We start from the raw sequence: 13,643 nt of genomic DNA, 5'->3' as shown, positions 1-13,643 counted from the left end.
ATCCGACGGTACCGGGCGCGGCTACGATGACCGGCGTGAATCACCCGCTCCAGCCGCTGCCCGACCCATCGGACGGCGATGTGCCGGGCCCGACCGAATGGGGTGAACATCCGCACGGCGTGGGCCCGTGGCGCGACGAATTCGGCACCGAACCGCCGGACGATCCGCGTCTGGACCCGGAACTGCTGGCGCACGGCGACCGCCGCAACGTGGTCGACGCCTACCGGTACTGGTCGCGCGCGGCGATCGTCGCCGATATCGATAGCCGTCGCCATCCGTTCCACATCGCGATCGAGAATTTCGGGCACGACGCCAATATCGGCACGGTGGTTCGCACCGCGAATGCCTTCGCCGCGGCGGCGGTCCATATCGTCGGACGCCGCCGCTGGAATCGGCGCGGCGCCATGGTGACCGACCGGTATCAGCACATCGTGCACCACAGCGATATCGCCGAACTGCTGGAGTTCGCCGAGCGCGAGAATCTCACCGTGGTGGCCGTCGACAACGTGCCGGGTTCGGTGCCGCTGGAAACCGCTGCGCTGCCGCGTGATTGCCTGCTCCTGTTCGGCCAGGAGGGTCCGGGCGTCACCGAGGCCGCCAAACGGGCCGCGGTCATGACGGTATCGATCGCGCAGTTCGGCTCGACCCGCAGCATCAACGCGGGGGTCGCCGCCGGAATCGCCATGCACGCGTGGATAACTCAGCACGCGGACCTCGAACGTTCTTGGTGATCATCGGGAATCACGCAGTGCCGCGGCCGTCGCGGATTCGCGGCAGCGCAGCAGTTCCTCCGGAGTGCCCTGGAAGACGATCCGGCCGCCGTGCCGGCCGGGGCCCGGCCCGAGGTCGATCACCCGGTCGGCCGCGCGGACGACGTCGAGATTGTGTTCGATGACGACCACGGTATTGCCCCGGTCGATCAGATGGTCGAACAGCTGGATCAGCGTATCGATATCGCGCAGGTGCAGCCCCGTCGTCGGCTCGTCGAGGACATAGAGGGTGTGCCGGTCGCCGCGCGCGAGTTCCCTGGCGATCTTCAGCCGCTGACATTCCCCGCCGGACAGCGTGGTCAGCGACTGCCCGAGCCGCAGATATCCGAGTCCGACCTCGTCGAGATGCCGCAGACCCCGCGCGACCGCGGGCAGTCGCCGCATCGCCTCCGCGATGGTCAGATCGTCGATATCGGCGATGGTCAGGCCGTCGACGGTGTAACCGAGCACCCGATCGGTGAACCGGCGTCCGCCGCACGCCGAGCACACCGTTTCCTGACCGTCCATGAACGCCAGGTCGGTGTAGATCACACCGGCGCCCTCGCACACCGGGCAGGCTCCCTCGGAATTCGCGCTGAACAGGGCGGCACTCACGCCATGGCGCTTCGCGAACATCGTGCGCACCGCGCCGGCGATCCCGGCGTAGGTGAGCGGCGTGGAACGCCGGTTGGTGCCGACCGGACGCTGATCGACCACGGTGGCCGGATGCCGCTGCACCAGTTCCGCGGCCAGACTGGATTTACCCGAACCCGCGACGCCGGTGAGCACGGTCAGCACACCGGTCGCGATGTCGACCGAGATGTCGCGCAGATTGTTGCGAGTCGCGTTGTCGATACGCAGTTTTCCGGTCGGCACCCGCGGTGGGCGGCCGGTCCGCCGGATCCGCAACGCCTGCCCGGTAGGGGTATCAACGGTCGCCAACCGCTCGAAGTCGCCGGTGAACACGATCCGCCCGCCCTCGGCTCCGGCCCCCGGGCCCACCTCGACGATATGGTCGGCCACCCGCATCACATCCGGATCGTGTTCGACCACCAGAACGCTGTTGCCCTTGTCCCGCAACGATTTCAGCAGTTCGGTCATCGGCCGCACATCGTGCGGATGCAATCCGACGGTGGGTTCGTCGAAGACGTAGAGCATTTCGGTGAGACTGCTGCCGAGATGGCGAACGGTCTTGATGCGCTGCGATTCTCCGCCGGACAGCGTCGTCGTCGGACGCGACAGCGACAGGTAACCGAGCCCGATGTGGGCGAGGGCGCGGAGCCGCTCGTGCAACGCGGACACCACCGAAACCATCTCGGGGGCGCGCACCTCGGTGATCAGCTGGGCGAGTTCGCCGATCTCCATCCGGCTCATCTCGACGATGGTTCGGTCGAGCACCCGCGCCGAGCGGGCCGCCGGATTCAACCGTTGCCCGTCGCATTCCGGACACGGTCCCGAGCGGGTGAACCGCTGCAGCACAGCCTGTTTGCGTTCGGACAGGTTGTCGGAGGTGTGCAGATACACCCGCTCGAACAGCTCGATCACGCCTTCGTAATCCTTCGGCGGACTCGGCCGCAGGGCCGCGGCCGCGGGCCCGCCGTGCAGCAGTGCGTCGCGTTCGGCGGGCGACCATTCCCGCAGCGGCACGGTCGCATCGAAGGCTCCGAGTTCGGCGTAGCGGCGGTACCAGTACTGACCGGCGGCGAAGCCGGGCAATCGGATCGCGCCCTGCTCCAGCGAGAGATCCGGTTCGAGCACCTGCTCCAGATCGGGAACCAGCGTTTCGCCGAGACCGGAACAGGCCGGGCACATTCCGGCCGGATCGTTGAACGAGAAGTGATTGGATTCCCCGACGTACGGCTGCCCGATACGGGAGAACAACAGCCGCAGATAGGTGTACGCATCGGTAATGGTGCCGACCGTCGAACGGGCGTTGCCGCCGAGCCGCTTCTGATCGATCACCACCACCGGCGAGAGGCCGTCGATCAGGTCCACCTCCGGACGCGTCCACCGCGGCAGCCGATTGCGCACGAACGGCGGATAGGTCTCGTTGACCTGATATCCCGCCTCGGCCGCGATGGTGTCGAAAACCAGCGACGATTTGCCCGAACCGGACACCCCGGCGAACACCACCAGCCGGCCCCGCGGCACATCGATATCCACACTTTTCAGGTTGTTGGTACGCGCTGCGCGAATGCGGATCGAAGTCATATCTCGACGCTAGGGACAGATGTGGCCAGGTTCTGACCGCAATTGCCGGAGGATGGAGTCATGAGCGCCACTCGCCGCCTGCTCGATCTGCTCGCTTATCTGCAGACCGGCCGCCGCTACACCGGCGCCGAACTGGCCGCCCGCCTGGAGACCAGCCCGCGCACCGTGCGCCGCGATGTCGAGCGGCTGCGCGAATATGGCTATCCGGTCGCCACCCAACCCGGCCCCGGCGGCTTCTACCAACTCGCCGCCGGCCGCATCCTCCCGCCGCTGGTCTTCGACGACGACGAGGCCATCGCCACCATCGTCGCCCTCGGCATGCTCGCGGCGACGTCGGAACCGCACAGCCAGGGGGAGCACCAGGGCTCGTCGGATATCGGCGCCGCCGCCCTGCGCGCCTTCGGCAAGATCGACCAGTTGCTGCCGAAGCGGTTGCGGGGCCGGGCGAACGCGGTGCGGGCGACGGTGGAGACGGCGGCGGTCGCGGCACCCGCGGTCGACGCGGCGGTGCTGGCGCTCGTGGCCAGGGCCGCGGCCGAACACGAACGCCTCGTCTTCGACTACCGCACCCGCACCGGCGTGCTCGCCCGGCGCCGGGTCGAACCGTATCGGCAGGTGTATCAGCATCTACGCTGGTATCTGCTCGCCTGGGACCGCGATCGTGGAGATTGGCGCACCTTCCGCCTGGATCGGATCGCCGATATCGCCGCTACCGGAACCTTTTTCGAGCCGCGCCCGCTACCGGCCGAGACGGCCGCGGGCTATCTCCGGCGCGAACTCACCGCCGGGCGGCATCGCGCGGTCGTCACCGTGGAGGCTGCGGCCACGGCGGTGGCCGACATCCTGAAATTCCAGGACTGCGATATCGAGTCGCGCGGACCGCAGCGCTGCCGGATCACCACATGGGTGGATTCGTTCGAATGGCTGGTACTCAATCTCGCGTTCCTCGACGCCGATTTCGTGATCGAGGAGCCGCCCGCGTTCCGCGACCGCTGTCGCGCTCTCGCAGCACGTATGGAACGCGCGTCCGCCGTCGTGGAACCGGGCTGACACGCCGCGCGTGCCGGGCCGACTCGGCACGTCGCGAACACGAGTCGATCGCGTAACAAATCGGGCGCGAAATCGGGGCTCGGACTGGCACGATGTACCCATGAACTCGCGGAGCGACGACGTGCAACCGCGTCCGCATCTGCGGCGGGGGCGCGCACGAGTCGATTCCGCTGCCGAGCCGGGCGCCGATATCTGGGCACAGCGAGCCGATGCGGCGGAATCGGCCATCGTGTCCCGGCATCTGCGTCGGCTGTGGCTGCTGCCGGGGGCCGAGCTGGGTGTGGTGGGCTGGCCCGCGACCACCGCGGAACGGCTGTTCTTCAGCTGGAACTACTGGTGGCAGGCTCATCTCGTCGACTGCGCGATCGATGCCGCCGACCGGGAGGCCACCCCGGCCCGCACCGGACGCATCGCAGCCATCGCGCATGCCCACCGGCTGCGCAACATCACCGGCTGGACCAACAACTACTACGACGATATGGCTTGGCTCGCACTCGCTTTGGAGCGGGCCGAACGCACCCGGGGCATCACCGAGGTGCGCGGCGGGCTGATCGCGCTCGAGCAGCAACTCATGGCGGGATGGCAGCCGGAGATCGGCGCGGTGCCGTGGCGTAAGGGCTCCGACTACTTCAACGCTCCCGCCAACGGCCCGGTCGCCATCGCGCTCGCGCGCCTGGGGCATCACGAGCGGGCCGCGCAGATCGCCGACTGGATCGATGCCACCCTGCGCGATCCGGAAACAGGGTTGATCCTCGACGGCATCCACCTGCCCTCGGGCCGGATCGAACGGCCGACCTTCAGCTACTGCCAGGGCGTGGTCCTCGGGCTGGAAACCGAACTGGCGGCCCGGACCGGAGATGTTCGTCACCTCGAGCGCGTGCAGCGATTGCTCCGCGCGGTCGAGGATGGGATGACGGAACGGAATGTCGTCACCGGCGGGGGCGGCGGGGACGGTGGTCTGTTCAACGGGATCCTGGCCCGCTATCTCGCGCTGGTGGCGATCATGCTGCCCGGAGACGAGGTTGCGCAACGCTCGGCCCGTCGCTCGGCCGCCGCGATCGTGAAGGCCTCGGCCCGCGCCGCCTGGGACCATCGGCTCGCGGTCGAGGGCGATCCGCTGTTCGGCCACGACTGGAACGAACCGGCTCGGCTGCCGGGCGGCACCGCCGGGGCGGCCCGGTCTACCCCGGGTGGTTCGGTCACCTCGTCGCGGACACCGGAACGAGATCTGTCGGTGCAGCTGTCGGGCTGGATGTTGATGGAGGCCGCACACGTGGTGACGGCCGCCGGACTCTAGCGGGCGCCGGCGGCCCCAGGCCAGATCAGTGCCGGGGATCGGTCCACACGATGCGCGCGGGCGCCGCGGTGGCCGTGCGCTCCGGGCGGACGGTGCGCAGCGGCACGGTGTCCGGATAGTCGGCGGTCCGGATCTCGAGCGGCAGCGTGTCGAGGGCGTCCGAATCGAAAGCCGCCCGGTCGAAGCCCTGGGCGTCGAAGGTCTGGCCGTTGGATTCGAGTTCGACATCGAAGTCCTCGGCCGGACGCGACATCTCCGCGCGGTACTGCCGCAGGCCGATGATCGTGCCGATGATCAGCACCACGACCAGCGAGCCGCTCACGGTCGGCATCAGCCAGGACACCTTGTTCAGGTAGCCGCCGGTGTAGTAGCCGAGCAGCAGCAGAATCGGCGCCCAGATCACCGCGCCGATCGAACTGGCCACGGTGTAGCGGCGGTGGTCCATCCCGGCTGCCCCGGCGACCAGCGGGCACAGCGTGCGTACCCACGGAATCCAGCGGGCGATGAGCACCGCCACGAACCCGTGCCGGTGCAGCAGATCCGATACCCGGGCCAGATTCTCGGCGTTGACGTATTTGCCGTTCTTACGGGCGATCAGGCGATGGCCGGTGCGCGTGCCGATCACGTACCCCACCTGGTTACCTGCGATAGCGGCGAGCATGGTCGCCACCACCAGCGCCCACACCTGCGTATGCCCGGTCTCGTGTGAGGCGAAGATGATGCCGGCGGTCAGCAGCATCGAATCGCCGGGCAGGAACAGGCCGATGATCACCGCGCACTCGAGGAAGACGAAGACCAGGACGACGGTCCAGACGAGTGCCGGCCCGGCGGACTGCAGCGGATCGAATCCGCCCAGTGCAAGGGGTAACGGCGTAGCAGGCAATGGTGTCAGTGCGTGGGTTCGTTCGTCGGTACGGACATCGTGGGCTCCTCGATCTCGAGCACCGGCTCGTGGTTACGCAGCTTCTTCGCCACGGAGATGATGGCGGGCAGGATCGAGACGAACACGATCAGCAGGAAGATGGCCTCGACGTGATCGCGAATGAACCCGACGTTCCCCAGGAAGTATCCGAGGACCGTGATGCCGCCGGCCCACAGAATGCCACCGATGATGTCGAACGTGAGGAATTTCCGGTAATCCATTTTCGACACGCCCGCGAGCACCGGCATGAAGGTCCGCACGATCGGCACGAAGCGCGCCAGGATGATCGTCTTCGGACCGTACTTCTCGAAGAAGGCGTGCGTCTCGGTGATGTAGCGCTGTTTGAAGAAGCGCCCATCCTCCTTGTGGAACAGCGCCGGCCCGATGGCCCGGCCGATCCAGTAGGCGCACTGATCGCCCGCGATCGCGGTCACCGCCACCGCCGGAACGAGCACCCAGATCGACACCGGCGGATGTTCGAGCGCCGCGAGCAGGCCGCCGGTGAACAGCAGCGAATCGCCCGGCAGGATCGGGAACAGCAGCCCGGTCTCGATGAAGACGATGACCAGGATGGCCGGCAGCACCGCATTCGACATCCAGGTATCCGTCAGCAGATACATGGGGTCGAGCAGCTTGTGGACGGAGAATCCGTCGGCGAGAGTGTTCGTGATGGCCAGCGTGGTCACGGGCCCCACAGTACCGGTCACCGTGCGATCTCACCGAACCTCACGGGAACCTCTCAGGCGTTGGCGAATTTCGGTCAACCGAGTTTCGGACCGCTCCCGGCGGTCGACGCGGGTGCGCGCCCGGCCCGGCAAGTCCGCCGCAAGCACTCCCGATCCCGGGCCGCCTTTCGCGACAACGGGCCATGAACTTAGGGTATGGGCTGACAGAATTGTTGTTCGCAGCACACATACGGAGGTCACTCAGTGCCCATCGCGACTCCGGAGGTCTACGCCGAGATGCTCGGTCGGGCCAAAGAGAACTCCTTCGCCTTCCCCGCGATCAACTGCACCTCCTCGGAGACCATCAACGCGGCCATCCGCGGGTTCGCCGAGGCCGGCAGTGACGGCATCATCCAGTTCTCCACCGGCGGCGCCGAATTCGGTTCCGGCCAGGGTGTGAAGGACATGGTCACCGGTGCGGTCGCGCTGGCGGAGTTCGCTCATGTGGTGGCAGCCAAGTACGACGTGACGATCGCGCTGCACACCGACCACTGCCCCAAGGACAAGCTGGACGGCTTCGTCCGTCCGCTGCTGGCCATCTCGCAGGAGCGGGTCAAGGCCGGGCAGAACCCGCTGTTCCAGTCCCACATGTGGGACGGCTCGGCCATCCCGATCGACGAGAACCTCGAGATCGCCAAGGAACTGCTGAAGCAGGCCGCCGCGGCGAACATCATTCTCGAGGTCGAGATCGGTGTCGTCGGCGGTGAAGAGGACGGTGTCGAGGCCGAGATCAACGAGAAGCTCTACACCTCGTCCGAGGACTTCGCCAAGACGATCGACGCCCTGGGCGCCGGTGAGAACGGCAAGTATCTGCTCGCCGCCACCTTCGGCAACGTGCACGGCGTCTACAAGCCGGGCAACGTGGTGCTCAAGCCCGAGGTGCTGGCCGAGGGCCAGCGCGTGGCCGCGGCCAAGCTCGGCCTGGGCGACGGCGCGAAGCCGTTCGACTTCGTCTTCCACGGCGGCTCGGGCTCGCTGAAGTCGGAGATCGACGACTCGCTGAAGTACGGCGTGGTGAAGATGAACGTCGACACCGACACCCAGTACGCCTTCACCCGTCCGATCGCGGCGCACATGTTCACCAACTACGACGGTGTGCTGAAGATCGACGGCGAGGTCGGCAACAAGAAGACCTACGACCCGCGCAGCTACCTCAAGAAGGCCGAGACCTCGATGGCCGAGCGGGTCATCGAGGCCTGCAACGACCTGCGTTCGGCCGGCAAGTCGGTCAGCGCGAAGTAGTAGTTCCCGCAGCGGAACGGATCGAGGGTGCGTCGTCCGGTGGGCGGCGCACCCTCGGCGTTCGCGGCCGCCACCGTGACGGCGGGTTGTCCCAGCCGGAAGGGCGCGAGATGATCTTCTCCGTGAGCAGATGGACACTGTGCCGAGAATCCGGACGACACGAGGCGCTGGACCGGTGAGCAATCCGACCGGCCCCCAATCCATTCCGCCCACCGGTCTCGACGTCCGCGTGCTCGGGCCCGTACAACTCTCGGTCGGCGGCACGGCCGTACCCGTGGGCGGACCCAAGCCGCGAGCGCTGCTGGCCGCGCTGGCGGTCAACCGGCGGCGTGCCGTCTCGTCGCAGGCGCTGGCCGATATCGTCTGGAACGAGGAGCCGCCGGATTCCTATCAGGCGAGTCTGCAGGTATTCGTCTCCAATATTCGTAAGGCGCTGCGTAATTCGGGAGTCGACCCGGCAACGGTGCTGCGCACCGAATCCTCCGGCTACCGGCTCGACATCACCGACGACGAATGCGATCTGGGCCGATTCGAGGCCACCCGCAAGGCCGCGATCGAGGCCGGCGCGGCGGGCGACCACGAGAGCGCGTCGCGGCTGTACGGTGCGGCACTGGAACAGTGGAGCGGTAGAGCGCTCGACGATCTGTCCGGCACCCGCTTCGCCGACACCTTCGCCACCGCGATGGACGAGGAACGCCTGCTTGTCGCCTCCGCCCGCATCGATGCCGAAATCGCCTGCGGCCGCGCCTCTTCGGTGGTCGGCGAACTGGTGGCGATGACGAACGAGCATCCGATGCGGGAACCGCTGTGGGTGCAGCTCATCACCGCGTTGTATCTGTCCGGCCGCCAGGCCGACGCGCTGGAGGCCTGCCGCCGGGTCCGGGCTGTTCTCGCCGACGAACTCGGGATCGATCCCGGGCCGGCGCTGGTCGAACTGGAGAAACGCGTCCTGCGGCAGGAACCGCTCAATACGATGGCCATCGCCCAGGTCGAGCGGATGGCCAAGGCGATGACCGAAACCGTCACCGAAACCCCGCGCAGCGCCCGCGCCGGACGGCTGCGGCTGGCGGACGGCCGGGTGATACCGATTGCCAAGGGCGGCTTGAAGATCGGCCGCATGACCGACAACGATCTGATCCTCGACGATCCGAAGGTCAGCCGCTATCACGCGCACGTGCTGCCCAGCCGGGCCGGGATGCTGATCAAGGATCTGGCCTCGGCCAACGGCATCTACGTCGACGACGAGGTCGTCGACAGCGGCACCATGCTGTTCGGCGGGGAACTCATCCGGATCGGTTCGACGGTGCTGAGTTTCGAGGCGGACACCGAGTAGGTCGCGCCGAACACACCGGCGGTTGCTCGATAACCGCCGTTCCAGGGCGTTTCCCGGGTAGGGTCGGCGCGGGTGCCGTCCGCGGGATGAGGTCGCGGGTAGGGGAAATCGATCGGTCCGAGAGGTTGCTGATGCGTGTGCGCGTGCCGGCTTCGGCCGCAGTGGTGTTGCTGAGTGCCGGACTGCTGGTGGGGCTGCCCGGATCTGCCGTCGCCGAACCCGGGACCGGTTCGGCGGCAACGGTTCCCGGTACGGGGCCGTGTGCCACCGACCCCGTCCCCGTGCACGAGCCGGTGGTGCCGAAGACCCTCGAGGTGCCGATCCCGTATCCGGTGGTGACCGTCGATCAACCACCGCCACCCGCGATACCGAAGCGCACGAGCGTGCAGCTGCCGGTCGATCCGTGCGTCAGCCCGTGCCCGGATCTCACCGACGGCCCGCCGCCCGCGCCCGGTCTGCTGAACCGGCTCGGCGTGCCGGAGGTGCTGCTGAAGCCGAAGCCGTTCTATTTCGCGCTGCCGCCGGGACCCTCGCCCGAACCCGGGCCGCCTCCGCCGCCGCGAGCCGCACCGCCGACCGAACCGGGGCCGGCGGTGGCCGCGCGGCCGGCGCCGAGGGTGAGTCAGGTCCGCGAGGTGGCCAAGGAGACCGGCGCGAATTCGGTGAACCGCACCGACAAGCGCTGGCAGGTCAACGGGACCGACCTGGGCATCATGTGGGAGAGCGCGCCGGGGGAGATCGCGACGGCCTTCGGCGACACCGTCGGGCACGGGTTCCACCCGCCGGGTGGGATGGGCGAGGACTGGCGCAGCAATCTGCTCGCCTTCAGCACGAATCGCGACCTCGGCAAGGGCATGATCATCGACCGCATGGTCACCGACGATCGCTGTCACGCCGCCGAAGTGCTCGCCAGTCGCAAGAAGGACAATATCGAGATCACCACGATTCCGACCTCCGGTTTCGCGCTGCCGCATCGAGGTTCGGCCGACGGCATCCGGCAGTTCATGAGCTACATGTCGATTCGGACGTGGAACAGCCTGCCGGGCACCTTCTACACCAACTACGGCGGTATCGCGTACTCCGACGACCACGGGCAGACCTGGACCAGGGATCCGCACGCGCACTGGGACAACATCTTCGGCCTCGCGAATTTCCAGGTGTCGGCGATGGTTCCGCAGGGCGACTACGTCTACCTGTTCGGCACGCCGAATACGCGGCTCGGCTCGGTCGGCCTCGCCCGGGTGCCCACGGAGCACGTGCTCGACACCTCCGCCTACCAGTACTGGCGCGACGGCACCTGGACTCCGGTGGGCGGAGCCGCTTCCGCCACACCGATCGTCGACGGGCCGGCCGGCGAACTGTCGGTGCGTTACGACAACGCTCGCGGTGTCTGGCAGATGAGTTATCTCGACACCGCGAAGGCGGCGGTCGTCGTGCGCGAATCGAACACGCCGCAGGGTCTGTGGTCGCCGAGTTCGCCGCTGGTGCACGTCTCGGCCGAATATCCCGAACTCTACGGCGGATTCATCCACCCGTGGTCGACGTCCTCGGATCTGTACTTCACCGTCAGTACCTGGAGCGACTACAACGTCTACCTGATGCACGCCCGGCTGGACTGACGCTCGAGCCGGCGGCTCAGGACAGTTGGACCTCCGCCAGCGCGCGGCCGAACAGCTTCTTACCCGCCGAGGTGGCGCTCAGCAGAATCGTCGCGACCCGACGCTCCGGATCCAGCGACTTGATCTTGGCGGAGAAGTCGATCTGCGCCGGCGAATGGCGTTCCACCGGAACGTATCCGGAGAAGCGGACACTGTAGCTTTCGATCGCTCCCGGATCTCCGAGCCACGAGGTCAGATACTGCGCACCCAGGCCCATGGTGAGCATGCCGTGCGCGACCACGGTGGGCAGGCCGGCCAGTTCGGCCGCGCGGTCGCTGAAGTGGATCGGGTTGGGATCACCCGCCACACCGGCGTAGTTGACCAGATCGCCGCGGGTGAGCCGCATCGTGGCGGGGGGCAGTTGGTCGCCCACCGCGAGATCGTCGAAATTCGGCTGGGTCTCGACGGTGACGTCCTTGCGCGATTCGGCGACCCCGGGTTCGGGGGTGGCCTCCTCGGCGGCGATCGGGATCAGCACCTCCGGGGTGGTCGCGCCGACCTCCCGGCGATGCATGACCACACCTTCGACCAGCCGCACGATATCGGCATCGACCTCGGCGCCCAGGCGCGCCACGATGGTGGTGAGACCCACCTGGACGACGGTGTCCTCGGCATCGAGGATGGTGGCCTTCACGGTGATGAAATCGTTTCCGCGCAGGTGGCGGATCGATTCGATCTCCGCCTCGCTGCGCAGGGCGTCGCCGGCCAGGATCGGGCGGTGGATGTGGAAGACCTGGTCGGTCTGCAGAATCTGCGACAGGTCGTATTCGCTGAGCACGCTGTCGAGCAGGGCCTGGGTGGTCGCCATGCCGAGCACCGAGGCGAAGGTCGGCGGCGCCACGACGGCATCCCAGCCGAGCTTGGCGGCGTCGGCCTCGAAGTGATGGGCGGGGTGATGGTTCTGCACGGCCCGCGCGAATTCGCGGACCTTCTCCCTGCCCACTTCGTAGCGGTCCCGAATCCGGTAATGCCGACCGGCCAGTGCCGTGGATGCCGGCGCGTCGGGTGCCAGCTCCGGCATGTCCCTTGCTCCCTGCTCGATTCATACTGCGTAAACGACAGCACCGGTCGACCGCCCCGGAACAGATCGGCGGAGGGTCGGCGGGTGACAATCCGAGCCATGCTATCGGCGGACCGGACCGCTGACCAGGTGTCTGTGACGTGCATCGCCGGGAAGCGGCGCGATGTGACACCAAGGTGACGCACGTCATCGACTCCGGCGCGTCTACTGCGCGGCACCGGCGGGATCGCACACCTTCCAGCCGCCGTCGGTCTGTTGCAGATCGAAGGTGCGGGCGGTCGAGCGGCTCGGATCGGCATCGGTGTAGATGTCGACCTGAGCGACGGCCTTGTCCCCGGTGATCTGGACGCCGTCCACGCCCGCGACCTTCGGGATCTTCTTCTGATCCACCGCTAGCTTGTGCACGCCGGCGTACTGATCGGGCGCGATGTTCTGGTAGAAGTCGTGCAGTTTGCCGCACGTCGCGGATTGCAGCTGACTCAGGTTTCCGGACGCCAGTGCGTTGGTGTAGCTGTTGACCGCGCCCTTGACCTGTGCCTCCGGCGAATTGTCGGAGCCGCCGGTGACGAGTGCGACCACCGCCACGATCGCGACGATCACCACCACGACCGCGCCGCCGGCGAGCAGCAGCCAGCGCTTACTGCGCGCGGGCTGTCCCGGCGCGGCGTCCGGTCCAGGTTCCGGCGCCGGTACCCGCTGCGGCTGCGCCACCGGGCGCGGTGCACCCAGCTGGCCCGGTGCGCCCGGTTGTCCCGGTGCGCCCGGCCGGTTCGGTCCACCCGGGCCGGCCGGCTGCGCGGACAGCGTCGGCGCTGTCATCTTGGTATCGGCGGGTGACGATGCGCCGCCGGGGCGCTGGCCTTGTTCACCTTGCGCCGCAGGACCTTTCAGGCCCTGTGCGCCGAGTGCCGCCGCCGCTCCCAGCTGCCCCGGCCCACCGGGACGCTGCTGGCCGGGCGCTCCCGGGCCTTGCGCGCCTTGGTTTTGTGCACCCGGCCCCTTCGGGCCTTGTGCACCTGGCCCCTGTGCGCCGGGACCCTGCTGGCCAGGACCCTGTGCGCCGGGACCCTGCTGACCTGGCCCCTGCGCACCTGGACCCTGTGGTCCCGGCCGCCCGGCCCCCTGCGCACCCGGGCCCTGGGGGTTCTGCCCGCCGGGACGCTGTGGACCGTGTCCACGTCCCTGCGAGCCGGGGCCACCGGGGCCCTGCTGAGCAGGTCCGTTCGGACCGGCTCCGGGTCCCTGTCCCGGCCCAGCCGGAGCCTGCTGCCCCGGGGCGTTCGGCCCGCTCGCAGCGGATTGCGGACCCGGTCGACCCGGACCTTGCTGCCCTGGTCCACCGGGGCCGCCCGCCGGAGCCTGCCCCGGTGCGCCGCCTGCCGGGCCCTGCTGCCCCGGTCCACCGGAACCGCTCGTCCGCCCCTGTCCCGGTGCG

Annotated in this window: 11 protein-coding genes and 1 pseudogene; 7 read left to right on the top strand and 5 right to left on the bottom strand. The window is 68.2% G+C overall.

Annotation, left to right across the window (positions count from 1 at the left end; translation table 11 throughout):
• The first annotated feature begins 26 nt into the window (after positions 1-26).
• Positions 27-731, top strand: a complete 705-nt coding sequence (locus NE2_RS30245; protein WP_063017312.1) for a TrmH family RNA methyltransferase — start codon at positions 27-29, stop codon at positions 729-731.
• Here NE2_RS30245 and NE2_RS30240 read toward each other — a convergent pair whose 3' ends face one another.
• A complete protein-coding gene (locus tag NE2_RS30240; protein ID WP_063031620.1) occupies positions 732-2,960 on the bottom strand; it encodes an ATP-binding cassette domain-containing protein in 2,229 nt (742 codons plus the stop codon). It lies immediately after the preceding gene.
• Between the two features lie 60 nt (positions 2,961-3,020).
• On the opposite strand from NE2_RS30240, the gene NE2_RS30235 reads away from it, so the two are divergent.
• Complete coding sequence (locus NE2_RS30235; RefSeq protein WP_063031618.1) at positions 3,021-4,010, top strand: helix-turn-helix transcriptional regulator; 990 nt, start codon at positions 3,021-3,023, stop codon at positions 4,008-4,010.
• 100 nt (positions 4,011-4,110) lie between these two features.
• Positions 4,111-5,307, top strand: coding sequence for a glycoside hydrolase family 76 protein (locus NE2_RS30230; RefSeq protein ID WP_084494434.1), 1,197 nt, complete (start codon positions 4,111-4,113; stop codon positions 5,305-5,307).
• Positions 5,308-5,527: 220 nt separating this feature from the next.
• On the opposite strand, the pseudogene NE2_RS30225 reads toward NE2_RS30230, so the two are convergent.
• A pseudogene (locus tag NE2_RS30225) lies at positions 5,528-6,199 on the bottom strand (DedA family protein); the annotation flags it as partial.
• Entirely contained in the window at positions 6,196-6,849 is a 654-nt protein-coding gene (locus tag NE2_RS30220) for a DedA family protein (protein ID WP_051756587.1), read from the bottom strand. The gene NE2_RS30220 and the pseudogene NE2_RS30225, both read right to left, overlap by 4 nt.
• A gap of 309 nt (positions 6,850-7,158) precedes the next feature.
• Between NE2_RS30220 and fbaA the strand changes: the two genes are divergently transcribed.
• From fbaA to NE2_RS30205, 3 genes are all read left to right on the top strand, one after another.
• On the top strand, positions 7,159-8,196 hold the full coding sequence (fbaA, locus tag NE2_RS30215; protein ID WP_030516652.1) for a class II fructose-bisphosphate aldolase: 1,038 nt from the start codon (positions 7,159-7,161) through the stop codon (positions 8,194-8,196).
• Positions 8,197-8,371: 175 nt separating this feature from the next.
• A complete protein-coding gene (locus NE2_RS30210) occupies positions 8,372-9,529 on the top strand; it encodes a BTAD domain-containing putative transcriptional regulator (protein WP_233429922.1) in 1,158 nt (385 codons plus the stop codon).
• Positions 9,530-9,660: 131 nt separating this feature from the next.
• Positions 9,661-11,148: a glycoside hydrolase family 183 protein gene (locus NE2_RS30205; RefSeq protein WP_063031614.1), complete on the top strand. Its 1,488-nt coding sequence runs from the start codon at positions 9,661-9,663 to the stop codon at positions 11,146-11,148.
• Between the two features lie 16 nt (positions 11,149-11,164).
• On the opposite strand, the gene NE2_RS30200 is transcribed toward NE2_RS30205, so the two are convergent.
• Positions 11,165-12,208, bottom strand: coding sequence for a fused (3R)-hydroxyacyl-ACP dehydratase subunits HadA/HadB (locus NE2_RS30200; RefSeq protein WP_063031606.1), 1,044 nt, complete (start codon positions 12,206-12,208; stop codon positions 11,165-11,167).
• 204 nt (positions 12,209-12,412) lie between these two features.
• Entirely contained in the window at positions 12,413-13,027 is a 615-nt protein-coding gene (locus NE2_RS30195) for an Rv0361 family membrane protein (protein WP_063031604.1), read from the bottom strand.
• Positions 13,028-13,216: 189 nt separating this feature from the next.
• On the opposite strand from NE2_RS30195, the gene NE2_RS36785 reads away from it, so the two are divergent.
• Positions 13,217-13,643: hypothetical protein (locus tag NE2_RS36785; protein ID WP_218018690.1), on the top strand; the 427-nt coding region annotated here is incomplete at its 3' end.

Origin of the sequence: Nocardia elegans NBRC 108235 (assembly GCF_001612845.1) — a bacterium.
GTDB lineage: Bacteria > Actinomycetota > Actinomycetes > Mycobacteriales > Mycobacteriaceae > Nocardia > Nocardia nova.
Note: the sequence above shows the minus strand (reverse complement) of the source record. Positions and strands in the feature narration are given on the sequence as shown.

Excerpts from the sequence above, each read along its gene's own strand:
- NE2_RS30200 (WP_063031606.1), bottom strand. The coding sequence starts at position 12,208 with ATGCCGGAGCTGGCACCCGACGCGCCGGCATCCACGGCACTGGCCGGT.
- NE2_RS30205 (WP_063031614.1), top strand. The coding sequence starts at position 9,661 with ATGCGTGTGCGCGTGCCGGCTTCGGCCGCAGTGGTGTTGCTGAGTGCC.
- NE2_RS30220 (WP_051756587.1), bottom strand. The coding sequence starts at position 6,849 with ATGTATCTGCTGACGGATACCTGGATGTCGAATGCGGTGCTGCCGGCC.
- NE2_RS30230 (WP_084494434.1), top strand. The coding sequence starts at position 4,111 with ATGAACTCGCGGAGCGACGACGTGCAACCGCGTCCGCATCTGCGGCGG.
- NE2_RS30195 (WP_063031604.1), bottom strand. The coding sequence starts at position 13,027 with ATGACAGCGCCGACGCTGTCCGCGCAGCCGGCCGGCCCGGGTGGACCG.
- NE2_RS30235 (WP_063031618.1), top strand. The coding sequence starts at position 3,021 with ATGAGCGCCACTCGCCGCCTGCTCGATCTGCTCGCTTATCTGCAGACC.
- NE2_RS30240 (WP_063031620.1), bottom strand. The coding sequence starts at position 2,960 with ATGACTTCGATCCGCATTCGCGCAGCGCGTACCAACAACCTGAAAAGT.
- NE2_RS30245 (WP_063017312.1), top strand. The coding sequence starts at position 27 with ATGACCGGCGTGAATCACCCGCTCCAGCCGCTGCCCGACCCATCGGAC.